This is a genomic window from Sphingomonas sp. SKA58 (assembly GCF_000153545.1).
In the GTDB taxonomy this organism is placed as follows: domain Bacteria; phylum Pseudomonadota; class Alphaproteobacteria; order Sphingomonadales; family Sphingomonadaceae; genus Sphingobium; species Sphingobium soli.
The window spans coordinates 1,532,608-1,547,906 of record NZ_CH959306.1; the positions used below are offsets into that span (position 1 = coordinate 1,532,608).

Here is a 15,299-nt window from a genome sequence, read left to right on the forward strand (position 1 = left end):
TCATAACCCGCTTCCTTCGCCTTGGCTTCGGTCAGGCCGACGCTGGCGATTTGCGGATGGCAATAGGTGCAGCCGGGAATATTACGCGCGTCCATGGCATGGGGGTGTTTGCCCGCAATAGCTTCGGCGGCAATCACGCCCTCATGGCTCGCCTTGTGCGCCAGCCACGGCGGCGCGGTGATATCGCCGATCGCCCACAGCCCCTCGACATTGGTGCGGCACATTTCGTCGGTCTTGAGGAAACCGCGATCGTCCACATCGACGCCCAGTTCCTTAAGGCCGATGTCGGCAGTGTTGGGAACGATGCCGATGGCGACAATCATGTGGCTGAACTCGGCGGCGCTTTCCTTCCCGGCCTTGTCCTTCAGCTTGGCCGACACGCCCTTGTCGGTCACCTTTATGTCACTGACGCCTGCGCCGGTCATGATGGTCATGCCCTGCTTTTTGAGCGCCTTTTCCAGGAATGCCGAAACGTCGGCATCCTCGACCGGGACGATGCGGTCCATCATCTCGACCACGGTGACGTCCGCGCCCATGTCATTGTAGAAGCTGGCGAACTCGATGCCGATCGCGCCCGACCCGATGACCAGCAGCTTGCTTGGCATTTCAGGCGGTGTCATCGCATGGCGATAGGTCCAAACCCGCTTGCCATCGGCCGGCGTGCCCGGCAGGTCGCGCGCGCGCGCGCCAGTCGCCAGGATGATGTTCTTGGCCGTCAGTTCCTCGGTCTTGCCGTCCTTGGTTACGGACAGCTTGCCCTTACCCGTCAGCTTGCCATCGCCCATGTGCACGGCGATCTTGTTCTTCTTCATCAGGTGCGTCACGCCCTGATTAAGCTGTTTGGCCACCCCACGCGAACGCTTGACGACCGCCGCGATATCGGCGCTGATCTTTTCCGCCGCCAGACCATAGTCGCCGGCATGCTGCATATAGTGGAAGATTTCCGCCGACCGCAGCAACGCCTTGGTTGGGATGCACCCCCAGTTGAGGCAGATGCCGCCCAGATTTTCGCGCTCCACGATCGCGACTTTCAAGCCCAGCTGTGCAGCGCGGATCGCGGCGACATAGCCGCCGGGGCCGGAGCCCAGAACGATGAGATCGTAATTCTCAGCCATGATGTCTTCTCTCTATTCTGCCGGAAGGGGCGGCACGGAACGGGGCTGGCGATCTTCGCCGATCGCCACGAAGGTGAAGGTCGCGCGGGTCACGCGGTAACTGCGGTCGTCATGGCGGGTTCGGCGCCATGCTTCCACGTCAATCTTCATGGACGTACGCCCAACGGATTTCAGGGTTGCGAAGACCGAAACCTCATCACCCACGACCACCGGCCGCAGGAATGTCATCCCTTCCACCGCGATGGTGACGGCGCGTCCATGACTATGGCGCGCCGCGACCGACCCGGCGGCCGAGTCCATCAGGCTCATCAGCCAACCACCGAAAATATCCCCATAGGGATTGGTATCGGCGGGCATGGCAATGATCCGCACAGCCGGACTTGCCTCGGGCGGCTGTTCGTCGGGATGCCCCATCAGGCAAGCAGGCCCATCGGATTTTCGATCAGTTCCTTGAACACCTGCATCAGGCGCGCGCCATCGGCGCCGTCGATGGCGCGGTGATCGAAGCTGCCTGTGGCCGACATCACCGTCGCGATCTGCACGGCGTCATCGACGATATAGGGCCGCTTTTCACCCGCGCCGATCGCCATGATCATGGCCTGCGGCGGGTTGATGACCGCTTCGAACTGCTTGATGCCGAACATGCCCATGTTGGACAGCGAAGCCGTGCCGCCCTGATATTCCTCTGGCTTCAGCTTCCCGTCCTTGGCGCGTGCCGCCAGATCCTTCATCGCGGTCGAAATGGCGGCGACGCCCTTGCCGTCCGCCTGCGTGATGATGGGCGTGATCAGGCCGCCGGGGATCGACACCGCGACCGAAATGTCGGCGCGCTTGAATTGCAGCATCTGGTCGCCGGCAAACTGCACATTGCATTCGGGCACCTGCATCAGCGCGACGCCCAAGGCCTTGATCAGCAGGTCGTTGACCGACAGTTTCACCTTGCGGCTTTCCAGACCCGCATTCAGCTCCGCGCGCAGCTTGAGCAGCTTGTCGAGCTGGATGTCCACCGTCAGGTAGATGTGCGGCACCTGCTGCTTGGATTCGGTCAGGCGGCGCGCGATCGTCTTGCGCATGCCGCTAAGCTTGATGACCTCATGCGGAATGCCGAAGTCCTGCGCAGCGGGCGCAGCGGGCGCAGCGGCCGGCGCGGCGGCCGCGGTAGCCGGCGCAGCCGTGGCGGACGAAGCGGCGGGCGCAGGCGTATCGCCCGGCTTGGCCGCGTCGATGTCCGCCTTGATGATACGGCCGTTGGTGCCGCTGCCCTTGACGCTGGCCAGGTCGATGCCCTTCGCTTCGGCCAGGCGGCGCGCCAGCGGGCTCGCCTTGATGCGATCGCCCGAAGCGGTTGCTGCGGCAGGTTCCGGCTTTTCGGAAGGCGCCTCGGCCTTAGGCGCCGGGGCATCCTCCGCCGTTTTGGGCGCTTCATCCGTCGAAGCCTCTGCCTTGGGGGCGGGTGCGTCGGATGAACCGCTTGCGGCATCGGCGACATCTTCGCCTTCTTCGGCGATGATCGCGATCACGGTGCCCACCTTCACGCCCTCGCTGCCTTCCGACACCAGGATCTTGGCGATGACGCCCTCGTCCACGGCTTCGAACTCCATCGTCGCCTTGTCGGTTTCGATCTCCGCCAGCAGGTCGCCCGACGACACGCTGTCGCCTTCCTTCACCAGCCACTTGGCCAGCGTGCCTTCCTCCATCGTCGGCGAAAGGGCGGGCATCTGGATTTTCTTGCTCATGTGCGGGGCCTCTTCTTCATTATCCGGCGGTCGCCATTTGTGGCCGTGTTTCCACCCATTCGCCGGATCGGTCAAGCAGCGGGTTGCAGAGCCGGCATTTATCACCCACATTTCACCGGACTGGTTCGTTGAGATCGGATTACCGACCTTTGCGGCCAGAAGTTCAAAGCGGGGCGCTGAAATTATGCGGACATATCTGGTTGTTGTGGACGAATCGCCGGAGGCGGAAACCGCCTTGCGCTTCGCCGCCCGACGTGCGGCCAAGACTGGCGGCGCGGTACGCATCCTGGCGCTGATCCCGCCGGCCGAATTCGTGCAGTGGGGCGGCGTTCAGGCGACGATGGAGGATGAAGCGCTGCAACGCGCCGAAGCGCTGGTGACCAGTGCGGCCGGCACGCTCAGCGACGAATCCGGCATCCGTCCCAGCATCACCGTGCGTCAGGGCGACGCCGTCGCCGTCGTACGCAAGACGCTGGAGGAAATGGAGGATGTCGCCGCCCTGGTCCTGGGCGCGGCGGCCACGGGCAACCCCGGCAAGCTCGTCAGCCATTTCGCCGGCGCCGACGCGGGCAAGCTGCCCTGCCCGATCATGGTCATTCCAGGCGGCCTGGATGGTGAGGCGATCGACCGGCTGAGCTAATTCCAAAATCCGGTCATTTCGAGCGTGCCGAGAAACGGAAGCGCCGCGCCATCGGCATCTCGCCTCCGCTCGAAGCGGGCGCGAGTCAGTTTCGGTGTCTGCCCCGCTTGCCGCCGATATGGCGGATATTGGCGGGGCGTCCCCGCTTGATGCCCGGTCGCGTGCGATCCCGCTTCGTCGGCGCGCCGCGCGGCGCGGGGCTGTCGGGCAGTTCGAAGCGCAAGGATCCATTGATCGGGTCGGCGTCCGCCAGCCGCAACTCCAGCCTCTGCCCCACCGTATAGCGGTCGCCGCTCTCTACCCCCTGCAAGGCGCGACCAGCCTCGTCATAAAAGAAATGCTCGGTCCCCATGGTCGACACCGGCACCAGCCCGTCGCCGCCCAGCCCCTCCACCGTGGCAAAAAAGCCGAAATTCTGCACGCCGGTGATCCGCGCGGGCATCACTTCACCGACATGCGCCGCCAGATAGGCGGCGACATAGCGGTCGATCGTCTCTCGCTCCGCCTCCATCGCGCGCCGCTCATGGCCCGAAATCATCTCGCCCACGCGCCCCATATTCTCATAATCGTCCTGGCTGAGCGACGAACGATCCGGAACGTCCCTGCCCTTGGGCGCGGGCAGGTCCAACCCATAGGCGCCCACCAGCGCGCGATGCACCAGCAAATCCGCATAGCGCCGAATGGGCGAGGTGAAATGCGCATAGCTGCCCAGCGCAAGGCCGAAATGCCCCATATTCTGCGGCGCATAATAGGCCTGGGTCTGGCTGCGCAGGATCATCTCCATAATCTGCGGCTTCTCCTCCGCCTCGCCGATCTTGGCGATCAACTGGTTGAAGGTTGAGGGCTTCACCACCTGCCCCAGAGCAAAGGAGATATCGAACGTCGCCAGATAGTCCTTAAGCGCCACCAGCTTGTCGCGGCTCGGCGGCTCATGCACGCGGTACATGACCGGCGCTTTCTTCTGCTCCAGCGCCTTGGCCGCCGCGACGTTGGCGGCGATCATATAATCCTCGATCAGCATATGCGCGTCCAGCCGCTCGCGCACGGCAACGCTCACGATCTTGCCCGCCTCGTCCAGCACTACTCGCCGTTCGGGCAGGTCCAGCGCCAGCGGATCGCGCGCCTTGCGCGCCTTTTGCAACAATTCCCAGCAGGCCCAGAGCGGTTTCAAGGCTGGCTCCAGCAGCGCACTGTCCCTGGTCCCGTCGATCGCCGCCTGCGCATCCTCATAGGCGAGCACCGCCGCCACCCGGATCACCGCGCGCGTAAAGCGCCATGCCATCACCTTGCCCTGCGCATTGATCGTCAGATGGCACGCCATCGCCGCCCGGTCCTCGCCCGCGCGCAGCGAGCACATATCGGATGACAATTGATGCGGCAGCATCGGCACGACCAAATCGGGGAAATAGACGCTGTTACCGCGCTTGCGTGCTTCCTTGTCCAGCGCGCTGCCGGGGCGGACATAATAGCTGACGTCCGCAATCGCCACGATCGCCTTATATCCCCCCGGATTGCCCTCGTCCTCGTCGGGCGCGGCCCAGACTGCATCGTCATGGTCGCGCGCATCGACCGGGTCGATCGCCACGATCGGAAGGTGCCGCAGATCCTCTCGCTTGTCCTCATGCAGGGGCAGCGCCGCGACGGTCAGCGCATCGTCCTCGACCCGGTCGGGAAAGACGTGGGGAATGCCATGTTTGTGAATGGCGATCAGGCTGAAGCTGCGCGGCGCAAAGGGATCGCCCAGAATTTCCGTCACCCGCGCCGAAATGCGGGGCGGCCGGCCATGCGGCTCGGCCAGCACCAGGTCGCCGGGCCGGGCTTCGCCTGCGTCGCTGATCGGCGTGTCCTTGCGGATGCGCTTGTCGACGGGGCGCAGCCACAGCTTGCCGTCGGCCATCTCCTCTACCACGCCCAGCAATTCCTCGCTCGCTTTCGCCAGCTTCTTCATCGGGTGCGCGATCCAGCCGCGCCCCGCCTCCTCCGTGCGCGCCAAGATGCGGTCGCCGATGGTGAGCGCCCCGCGTTTACCCCGCTCGACGATACGCAACCGGGGCGCAGGCTGACCCTCCGCTTCCCATTTTTCCGGCGTCGCGATCAGGGTCGTGTCGTCCACATCGACGATGCGCAGCACCGTCACCTTGGGCACGCCGCCCATCTTGTGAAAGGCGCGGGCCGGACCAATGTCGATCAATCCTTCATCGGCCATGTCCTTGAGCAGCGCCTTGAGCGCAATCTTCTCCTGCCCCTTGAGGCCAAAGGCCTTGGCGATCTCCCGCTTGCCCGCGGGCGTATCGGCTTCGGCGATGAAATCCATCACCTGCTGACGGGTGGGCAGGCCGGCAGGACGGACCTTGGCGGGTTTCTTCTGTTTCTGGTTGGAAGCCATCTTTCCGCTATAGGGACGCCCGCCCCCGCGCGCCAGTGCCGCACCATCACCCTGCGAGCGCTTGCGAATGTTCTCTTATTGTTCTAGTATGTGGTCATGGTGGCGGAAAAGGGCAGGGGCGCGACATTGAACGGCGAAAGCCGCCGCTTCGCGCTGCCCGAACGCCAAGCCAATGGCGATTGGCTCGACATGGCGGAGGCGATCGACGGGGCGCAACCGCGCCTGCGTACCCAGGTCACGGTCGAACATCCCCGCACGATCATCGCCCGCAACAGCTCGCCCGACATCGCTTTCTCGCAATCGATCAACGCCTATCGCGGCTGCGAACATGGCTGCATCTATTGTTTCGCGCGGCCGACCCATGCCTATCTCGATCTCTCGCCGGGGCTGGATTTCGAAAGCCGGCTCTTCGCCAAGCCCGACGCCGCCGCCCTGCTGCGCAAGGAACTGGGCAGGCGCGGCTATATCGTCAGCCCCATCGCCATGGGCACCAATACCGATCCCTATCAGCCGATCGAGAAGGATTGGCGCATCACGCGGCAGGTGCTGGAAGTGTTTGTCGAAACCCGGCACCCGACCTTCATCACCACCAAGTCCGACCGCATCCTGCAGGACATCGACCTGCTCGCCGATCTGGCGCGCGACAATCTGGTCGCGGTAATGATTTCGGTGACGACGCTCGATCCCAGGGTCGCTCGCACGCTGGAGCCTCGCGCCGCTCATCCCGAAAAGCGCCTCGCCGCCATCGCCCGGCTGGCGGATGCGGGCGTGCCCGTATCGGCCAATATGTCGCCCATCATTCCGGCGATCAACGACCATGAAATCGAAAAGGTCGTTGCCCGCGTCGCCGCCGCCGGCGCGCGCGACGTCAGCTATATCCTCGTGCGCCTGCCCCACGAAGTCGCCCCCCTCTTCCGCGCGTGGCTGGACGAACATCACCCGGACCGCGCGGGCAAAGTCATGGCCATCATCCGCGACCTGCGCGGCGGCCGCGACAATGATCCCAATTTCGGCAGCCGGATGAAGGGGCAAGGCGTCTGGGCCGACCTCATCCGCACGCGGTTTATCAAGGCCAGGCGCAAGGCAGGACTGGGCGGCGAGAAGCTGGCGCTGCGCACCGATCTGTTTCGCCCGCCCGAAGGCGCGCAGATGCGGTTGTTTTGATTGGCTATGGTTGGATTATGGATGGTGGGATTTTGGAGAGATGACCAATGATAATGGACACCAGGCCGTACGAGGACCATTCCGCAACGAGGGCCGAATTGCGGACAATGGAAATTGCTGCCAGCCTCCCTTTATGATCAACTTCCATACACTCGGCCTATGCCTGATTTTAGTGTCCATAGCTTCGGCTGCTATCGGTCAAGATCGAGATGATACCAAAAATAAAATTGTTGTTCATGGTTATTTGAATGCACATTGGGAGTATCCGAAATTCTTTCCAGACAAGGATTCAGGAATGGAAGTCATGGACTTCCAGATAAAAGAAGAAAAGTGGCAGGGAATTTATTTTGCTCCTGTGAATCAGGCGATGATAGCTGGTTCTGATGAAACGATCTGCTTCCGCGTCATTGGGCAAGGATATGTAGCGCCACGTCGGCAGTCTTACATGCAGCCATGGGAGGGAAGTCAGTTCATTTTCGTGAAAATCAAGAAACTGAAACTACTCAAGTCCGACGCGAAATGCGACCCCCGGTCAAATACGACGGTTCGTTAACAACTGGATCGCTGATTCCGTCCTGTCATTGGAATGAGCGCCTTGTTTCAGAAGGGCTGACGAGCAGGATAGACAGACCAACAAATTTGCGACCGGACCGCGCAACCGTCATCCCAGCGAAAGCTGGCATCGCAGACGGAAGCGCGCATCGGTTGTTTCAGGCGCACATTCCAAATCTTGCGTGTCGTCGCCTGAGACCCCAGCCTACGCTGGGGTGACGATCGGATCACGGCCGGTGGACACACCGGACAAAACCCTCACCCCACCAGCCGCATGCCCGACCGGCGCGTTCGCGTGCGGTAGCCGTCAGCTTTCACGTCCATCCGCTCGAACTTGTGGATCGTCAGCCCCCTGATGGTCGCGATCGCGTCCACCTGATCCGCGCCCAGGCTGTATCCATCACCCACGAAGACGCGCGCTGCCTGTCCGTCACTTAACGGTGCGCGCAGGAAGACCTCGCTGCGGCCGCCACCCGCGCCGGCCAGTAGCGCTGCTAGCGCCTCGACGGCGTCCGTCGTCTCGATATCGACCGTCAACTCCATGCGCGATGCGCTCGCGATCGCGCGGAAGGGCTCGACGCTGCGCACGGTCACGCGCGGCGTTTCCTCGCCCGGCAGGCGATCCAGCTCGACGATCAGCAGCGCGCAATCGCCATCGCGCGCCAGTTCCTCGATCGCCTTGCAGCCATCCTCATCGAAGCAACTCGCCTGGAACTGGCCGCTCTGGTCTGAGAAGGTCGCGCTGGCGTAGCGCGCGCCGCGCTTGGTCTCGCGCCAGCGCACATCCTCGACCATCGCCGCCATGATCGTCATTGCCCGGCCTTCCGCATTGGGCGCGGGCATGGGGGACTGACAGATGAGGCCATAGCTGCGCGCGCCGCGCGCGTCGGCCAGATGCTTGTAGCGGTCCACCGGATGGGCCGAGAAATAAAAGCCGAACGCCTCCTTTTCCTGCGCCATGCGGTCCGCCACGGTCCAGGCCTGATGCGGCGGAATGCGCACATCGGCATGGGGTGTTTCAACGTCGCCGAACAGCCCCCCCTGTCCGCTCTCGCGCGCGGCGGCATTGCTGGAGGCGACGGACAGGATCGTCTCGGCCGCGGCATGAACGCCCGCGCGGTCGGCATGGATACCATCGAACGCGCCCGCCGCCGCCAGGCTTTCCAGCTGCCGCCGGTTAAGCAAGCGCGGCTCGATCCGGTCGGCGAAATCGTCGAGGCTCTTGAAAGCGCCGCCCTTGTTGCGCTCCTCGACAAGCTGCTCCATCGCCTTTTCGCCCACGCCCTTGAGGCCGCCCAGCGCATAGCGCACGGCAAAGCCCAATCGCGCGTCTTCGCCCTCATAAGCGACCGGCTCGACGGTGAAATCCGCCTCGCTGCGGTTGATGTCGGGCGCAAGGCAGGTCAGGCCCATGCGCCGCATATCATCGACGAACACCGTCAGCTTTTCGGTAAGGTGGATGTCGAACGCCATCGACCCGGCATAGAATTCGGCCGGGTAATGCGCCTTGAGCCACGCCGTTTGGTAGGCGAGCAGCGCATAGGCGGCGGCGTGAGACTTGTTGAAGCCATAGCCGGCGAACTTGTCGATCAAGTCGAACAGCTCGTTCGCCTTGGCGGCCGGAATGTCGCTTTTGGCGGCGCAGCCTTCAACGAAGCGGGCGCGCTGCGCATCCATCTCCGCCTTGATCTTCTTGCCCATGGCGCGGCGGAGCAAGTCTGCATCGCCCAGGCTGTAGCCGGCCAATATCTGGGCGGCCTGCATTACCTGTTCCTGATAGACGAAGATGCCATAGGTTTCTTCGAGTATCGGTTTCAGGAGAATGTGCGGATATTCAATATCTTCCTGGCCATTCTTGCGACGGCCGAACATCGGAATATTGTCCATCGGGCCGGGGCGATAGAGCGACACCAGCGCGATGATGTCGCCGAAATTGGTGGGGCGCACCGCCGCCAGCGTCTTGCGCATCCCTTCCGATTCCAGCTGGAACACGCCGACCGTATCGCCCCGCTGGAGCAGGTCATAGACCGCCGTGTCGTCCCAAGCGAGCGTGTCGAGATCGACCGTCACACCTCGTGCGCTCAGCAACTGCACCGCCTTCTGCAACACCGACAGCGTCTTCAAGCCCAGGAAGTCGAACTTCACCAGTCCCGCGCCTTCAACATATTTCATGTCGAACTGCGTTACCGGCATGTCGGAGCGCGGATCGCGATAGAGCGGCACCAGCTGGCTCAGCGGCCGGTCGCCAATGACAACGCCGGCGGCGTGGGTGGAGCTGTGGCGCGGGAAGCCCTCCAGCTTCATCGCATAGTCGATCAGGCGCTTGACCTGATTGTCATTGTCATATTCGGCCTTGAACTCGCTGACCCCATTCAGGGACCGTTCCAGCGTCCAGGGATCGGTCGGGTGATTGGGCACCAGCTTGGCGAGCCGGTCCACTTGCCCATAGCTCATCTGGAGCACGCGGCCGGTGTCCTTCAGCACCGCGCGCGCCTTCAGCTTACCGAAGGTGATGATCTGCGCCACATGATCCGCGCCATATTTCTGCTGTACGTAACGGATCACCTCGCCCCGCCGCGTTTCGCAAAAGTCGATGTCGAAGTCGGGCATCGACACACGCTCGGGATTGAGGAAGCGCTCGAACAGCAGCCCGAGTTGCAATGGGTCCAGGTCGGTGATGGTGAGCGCCCAGGCAACCAGCGACCCCGCGCCCGATCCGCGCCCCGGCCCCACCGGAATATCCTGCTCCTTGGCCCATTTGATGAAGTCGGCAACGATCAGGAAATAGCCGGGAAAGCCCATCTGGATGATGATGTCGGTCTCGAACTTCAGCCGTTCATAATAGGGCCGCCGCATCTCCTCGCCCAATATGCCGGCCTTTTCCAGCCGCGCCTCCAGTCCCTCCGCCGCCTGATCCCGCAGCATCGCGGCCTCGCCCTCGATATCGCCGGCAAGGCTGGGGAGGATCGGCTTGCGCTTTGGGGCGGCCACGGCGCAGCGCTGCGCCACTACCAGCGTATTGGCCAGCGCTTCAGGCAGATCCTCGAACAGCCGCTTCATTTCGGCCGCCGGCTTCATCCAGGCGTCGGGCGAGCTTTTGCGACGGTCGGCGGTGTCCACATAGGCGCTATCGGCGATGCACAGCATCACGTCATGCGCTTCATGGAAGTGCGGTTCGGTAAAGCAGGTGGGATTGGTCGCCACCAGGGGCAGGCCGCGATCATAGGCAAGATCGAGCAGCGCCGCTTCCGCCTTGCCCTCCACCGGGTCGAGGCGGCGGCAAATTTCGACATACAGCCTGTCGGGGAACAGCGCCTCCAGCCGCTCGGCATAGGCCAGGGCAGCATCGGGCTGATCTTCCGCGAACAATCGCGCCAGCGCGCCCTCGCCACCCGCTGTCAGGGCAATGACGCCATCGGTGCGCCCTTCCAGCGCGTCGAGCGTCACATGCGGCACCTCCTCCACCGGCCGGTCGAGATGCGCCATCGACACCAGGGCGCAGATATTGTCATAGCCGCGCGCATCCTGCGCATAGAGCGTGATCCAGTCATGCACTTGTGCCGCATTGGCGGGACGGCCCGGGCGCAACACGCCCAGCATCGCCCCGATAATCGGCTGCACGCCCTCGCCTTTGCAAGCGTCGGAAAAGGCCATGGACCCGTAAAGTCCGTTGCGGTCGGTGATCGCCGCTGCCGGAAAACCCAGCGCCCGCGCCTGCTTGGCGATCTTCTTGGGATCGATCGCCCCTTCCAGCATGGTGAAGGAGGAAAAGATGCGAAGCGGAACGAAGGCGGCATGGGACATGGCGGCACCTTAGGCGTCGAGCATGAGTCGGCGCCAGCCCCCGACGCGCGAAAGCTGTGGACGAAAGGAGGACGATGGGATCGCACATCCGTCCACTTCGCTGTCATGCTTAATCAATCGCCAACTTCTGGCCGGTAGATTGCCGCCATGCGGCTTTCCACGATTACCAACTGGGCCTATGGCGCCACCGTCGCGCTGACCCTCGTGTCCGGCGCCACCATGCTGCTCGCCTCGTCCGTCGAGGAGCAGGAGCGTGCCGCCGTTACCCAGCGCGCGACCTTCGACCAGCTTACCGCCACGCTGGAAGAGGATGTCTATCGCCTTAGCGAACAGGCGCGCAGCTTCGTCGTCACCGGCAACCCCAGCCACCTGATCGCCTATCGCCGTGAACGTGACGGTTTGCGGTCGGTCGAGGAGCGCGTTCGTCATCTCAAGGATGCCGGCGCCAGCTACACCGAACTTCAGGCATTGCGGCAGGGCATCCATTGGGCGGATGCGCTGATCGAGGAGCAGGAAACGGCGTTGAAGGCCGTTCAGAGCGGCGACGCGCAATCCGCGCGCGCCATTCTGTTCGGCGACGAATATGGGCGGGAAATGGACCGGGTCGCCGCCCAGATCGCCCGCTTCCAGTATATGCTGGACCAACGCACGGATCAGGCCGTCGCCCGCGCCACCGAAAGCGCGCGCCTGTGGCGCACCATGTCGGAAATCATGCTGGGCGCCACAGCGCTGCTGTTCCTGTGCGTCCTCTATTTCGTTCTCAAGCAACGCATTCTTCGCCCCGTAGTGCGGCTGAGCGATGTCGTGACTCGACTGGCGGCGCAGGATTATGACGCGATCCCGCCCGAAATGGCGCATGTCGATGAAATAGGCGATATGGCGCAGGCGATCCGAATCTTCCGGGAAAATGGTCTGGAACGCCAAAGGCTGGAACGCGAACGCGCCATCGACCACCGGATGCGCGATCTTCTGTCCCGCCTGACGCAACGGCTACAGGGCTGTGACGACACCGCCGATCTGGTCGGAGTCGTGCGCCGATTCGTGCCCGAAATAACGCCCGACTTTCCAGGCAAGCTGTACATCTACGATGCACGGCGCAATGCGATGGCCCAGGCCTGCGAATGGCTGGACCCCACGCATTCGGTGACGGAATTTGCGCCTTCGGCCTGCTGGGCGCTGCGCCGGGGCCAGACTCATCGACCGGTTGGCGACATGGTCGATATTCCATGCGAGCATCTGGGCGCGCAGGGCAGTGTCCAGACGATCTGCATCCCCCTGACAGCGCAGGGTGAGAGCATCGGCCTTCTCTATTTCGAGGAACCTGCGGGCGCGAGCGCAACGCATCTGGAGCGCAGTGGCACCTATCTGGAGATGCTGGCAGAAAATATCGGTCTTGCCCTATCCAACCTGCGCCTGCGCGACGTGCTGCGCGACATGGCGATGGTCGATCCCCTGACCGGCCTGCCCAATCGCCGGCAGTTCGACCTGCTGTTCAGCAGGCTGGCGCAAGAGGCCGATCGCAACGCCACGCCGCTCTCCTGCCTGATGATCGACATCGACCATTTCAAGCAATTTAACGACAATCATGGTCATGATGCCGGTGATGCGATCCTGCGCGCGGTGGGCGCTTTACTGAACGATTCTCTGCGCGAGGAAGGGCACGCCTTTCGGCTAGGTGGTGAGGAATTCGTCGTCCTGATGCCGGGCTTCTCGCTGGATCAGGCCCTGGCCCGCGCGGAACAGATACAGAAACAGTTGCAGGATCTGCGCGTCGATCATGGCGGCACGGCGCTGGGACCTGTGACCGCAAGTTTCGGCCTGTCAGCCTTTCCCGATCATGGCCGCGCCGACCGCCTCCTCAAAACCGCCGACGCTGCGCTGCTGCGTGCCAAGGCGCAGGGGCGCGATCGGGTGTTGGTCGCGGCGATGCGGGACGCGGCCTGAGACGCGATCATTGGCGTCAGGCCGTTTGCAAACGGCCTTCGTGCAATCGCACCACCCGGTCCATTTTCTGCGCCAGCCGCTCATTGTGCGTGGCGACCAGCGCCGCGGAGCCTTCGCCTCTGACCAGCCGCAGGAATTCGGCCAGGACCACGTCGGCCGTGCGCTCGTCCAGATTGCCCGTCGGCTCGTCCGCCAGCACCAGCGCCGGCCGGTTCGCCAGCGCGCGGGCCACGGCGACGCGCTGCTGCTCGCCGCCCGACAATTGGCTGGGACGATGATCCAGCCTGTGGCCTAGCCCCAGTGACGTCAGCAGCGATTCCGCGCGCGCCTGCGCGCTCGCCATGTCCGCATCGCGAATGACCTGGGGCAGCACCACATTCTCGGTGGCGTTGAAATCGGGCAGCAGATGATGGAACTGATACACGAAACCCAACGCATCGCGGCGCAACCGGGTGCGTCCATCATTGTCCAGCTTCGCCGCTTCCTCCCCCGCGATCCGGATCGATCCTTCGAACCCGCCTTCCAACAGACCGACCGCCTGCAACAGCGTCGATTTGCCCGAGCCCGAAGGCCCCAGCAGCGCCACGATCTCGCCTTCGCCCACGCGCAGGTCGACGCCGCGCAGCACATCGATCGTCACGCCGCCCTGGGTAAAGCTGCGCGCAAGGTCGGTGACTTTGAGAACATCATTCATAACGCAGCACCTGGACCGGATCGGTATTGGCGGCCTTGAAAGCCGGATAGAGGGTGGCAAGAAAGCTGAACAGCAATGCCATGACGCAAATCACCGCAATTTCGACCGGATCGGGCTGTGACGGCAATTCTGTCAGGAAGCGGATCGATGGATCCCACAAATTCTGACCCGTCACGAACTGAATCGCGTTTACAACGCTCTGCCGGAAGAACAAGAAGGTGAAGCCCAGTGCCATGCCGGCCACCATGCCCAACGTGCCGATCGTCACACCAACCGTCATGAAAATCTTGACCAGCCCTGCCCGGCTTGCTCCCATCGTGCGCAGGATCGCGATGTCGCGGGTCTTCGCACGCACCAGCATGATGAGCGAGGAGAGGATGTTGAACACCGCAACCAGCACGATGATGGACAGGACGACGAACATCGCCACCCGCTCGACCGCCAGCGCTTCGAACAGGGACGCATTCATCTGCCGCCAGTCGGTGATGACCGCACGGCCGGCGACCTTTGCCGCCAGTGGCTCCAATATCTGACCGACCCTGTCCGGATTGACCGTCTCCACCTCGATCATGCCGACGACATCGCCCAGCAGGAGAAGCGTCTGTGCATCCTCCACCGGCATCACGACCATCGCCTTGTCATAATCATAGATGCCGACCTCGAAGATGGCCGACACTTGGTAGGATATCTGCCGCGGCACGGTTCCAAAGGGAGTCGATCGGCCCGCAGGATTGATGATGGTCAGACTGTCGCCCAGCTGAACGCCCAGATTTTCAGCAAGCCGCGACCCGATGCCGACTTTTCCCGCGCCCGGCGTCAGGCTGTCCAGACTGCCGGCCAGCACCTTGCCCTTCAGCGTCTTGTTCGCGCGAATGTCGGGCACGGTCATGCCCCGGACCAGAACCGCTTCGACCCTGCCGTTAAACGTCGCCAGCAAAGGCTGCTCGATCATCGGCGTCGCGCTGGTGACGCCCGGTGTCGCCTTTGCCTGCTTCAGGATGGACTGCCAGTCCGGCAGCCGCCCGCCATAGCCCTGCACCACGGCATGGCCGTTCAAACCGACAATCTTGTCGAACAGTTCGGCGCGAAAGCCATTCATCACGCTCATGACGATGATGAGCGCCGCAACGCCCAGCATGACCGCGACCAGGCTGATGCCCGCGACCAGGAAGATGAAGCCCTCGCCCTTGCCCGGCAGCAAATAGCGCTTGGCAATCATGCGTTCGTAACGGGAAAGAATCATGTGGCGCGAACGGCCCTTCGA

Annotated in this window: 11 protein-coding genes; 4 read left to right on the forward strand and 7 right to left on the reverse strand. The window is 63.3% G+C overall.

The window, feature by feature from the left end; translation table 11 throughout:
• The 3 genes from lpdA to SKA58_RS07975 all read right to left on the reverse strand — a co-directional run.
• Positions 1 to 1,115 (reverse strand): dihydrolipoyl dehydrogenase (lpdA, locus tag SKA58_RS07965; protein ID WP_009821883.1); only part of this gene is annotated, 1,115 nt, incomplete at its 3' end.
• Between the two features lie 12 nt (positions 1,116 to 1,127).
• Positions 1,128 to 1,529 (reverse strand): acyl-CoA thioesterase, encoded by a 402-nt coding sequence (locus tag SKA58_RS07970; protein ID WP_009821884.1) that lies wholly within the window; start codon positions 1,527 to 1,529, stop codon positions 1,128 to 1,130.
• Positions 1,529 to 2,851: a pyruvate dehydrogenase complex dihydrolipoamide acetyltransferase gene (locus SKA58_RS07975; protein WP_009821885.1), complete on the reverse strand. Its 1,323-nt coding sequence runs from the start codon at positions 2,849 to 2,851 to the stop codon at positions 1,529 to 1,531. Before SKA58_RS07975 ends, SKA58_RS07970 begins: the two co-directional genes overlap by 1 nt.
• 184 nt (positions 2,852 to 3,035) lie before the next feature.
• Between SKA58_RS07975 and SKA58_RS07980 the strand changes: the two genes are divergently transcribed.
• Positions 3,036 to 3,491 (forward strand): universal stress protein, encoded by a 456-nt coding sequence (locus tag SKA58_RS07980; RefSeq protein WP_009821886.1) that lies wholly within the window; start codon positions 3,036 to 3,038, stop codon positions 3,489 to 3,491.
• An 85-nt stretch (positions 3,492 to 3,576) separates the two neighbouring features.
• On the opposite strand, the gene rnr is transcribed toward SKA58_RS07980, so the two are convergent.
• On the reverse strand, positions 3,577 to 5,877 hold the full coding sequence (rnr, locus tag SKA58_RS07985; protein WP_009821887.1) for a ribonuclease R: 2,301 nt from the start codon (positions 5,875 to 5,877) through the stop codon (positions 3,577 to 3,579).
• A gap of 96 nt (positions 5,878 to 5,973) precedes the next feature.
• On the opposite strand from rnr, the gene SKA58_RS07990 reads away from it, so the two are divergent.
• Both SKA58_RS07990 and SKA58_RS19840 read left to right on the forward strand, forming a co-directional pair.
• Positions 5,974 to 7,041 carry a PA0069 family radical SAM protein gene (locus SKA58_RS07990; RefSeq protein WP_009821888.1) on the forward strand — a complete coding sequence of 356 codons (1,068 nt, stop codon included), beginning with the start codon at positions 5,974 to 5,976 and terminating at the stop codon, positions 7,039 to 7,041.
• Positions 7,042 to 7,081: 40 nt separating this feature from the next.
• Entirely contained in the window at positions 7,082 to 7,594 is a 513-nt protein-coding gene (locus SKA58_RS19840) for a hypothetical protein (RefSeq protein ID WP_156784153.1), read from the forward strand.
• 257 nt (positions 7,595 to 7,851) lie between these two features.
• On the opposite strand, the gene dnaE is transcribed toward SKA58_RS19840, so the two are convergent.
• On the reverse strand, positions 7,852 to 11,397 hold the full coding sequence (gene dnaE / locus SKA58_RS08000; RefSeq protein ID WP_009821891.1) for a DNA polymerase III subunit alpha: 3,546 nt from the start codon (positions 11,395 to 11,397) through the stop codon (positions 7,852 to 7,854).
• Positions 11,398 to 11,544: 147 nt separating this feature from the next.
• Here dnaE and SKA58_RS08005 point away from each other — a divergent pair, with 147 nt between their 5' ends.
• Positions 11,545 to 13,341: a sensor domain-containing diguanylate cyclase gene (locus SKA58_RS08005; protein ID WP_009821892.1), complete on the forward strand. Its 1,797-nt coding sequence runs from the start codon at positions 11,545 to 11,547 to the stop codon at positions 13,339 to 13,341.
• 16 nt (positions 13,342 to 13,357) lie between these two features.
• On the opposite strand, the gene SKA58_RS08010 is transcribed toward SKA58_RS08005, so the two are convergent.
• Positions 13,358 to 14,035: an ABC transporter ATP-binding protein gene (locus SKA58_RS08010; RefSeq protein WP_009821893.1), complete on the reverse strand. Its 678-nt coding sequence runs from the start codon at positions 14,033 to 14,035 to the stop codon at positions 13,358 to 13,360.
• On the reverse strand, positions 14,028 to 15,278 hold the full coding sequence (locus SKA58_RS08015) for a lipoprotein-releasing ABC transporter permease subunit (protein WP_037542295.1): 1,251 nt from the start codon (positions 15,276 to 15,278) through the stop codon (positions 14,028 to 14,030). Before SKA58_RS08015 ends, SKA58_RS08010 begins: the two co-directional genes overlap by 8 nt.
• Positions 15,279 to 15,299: the final 21 nt, after the last annotated feature.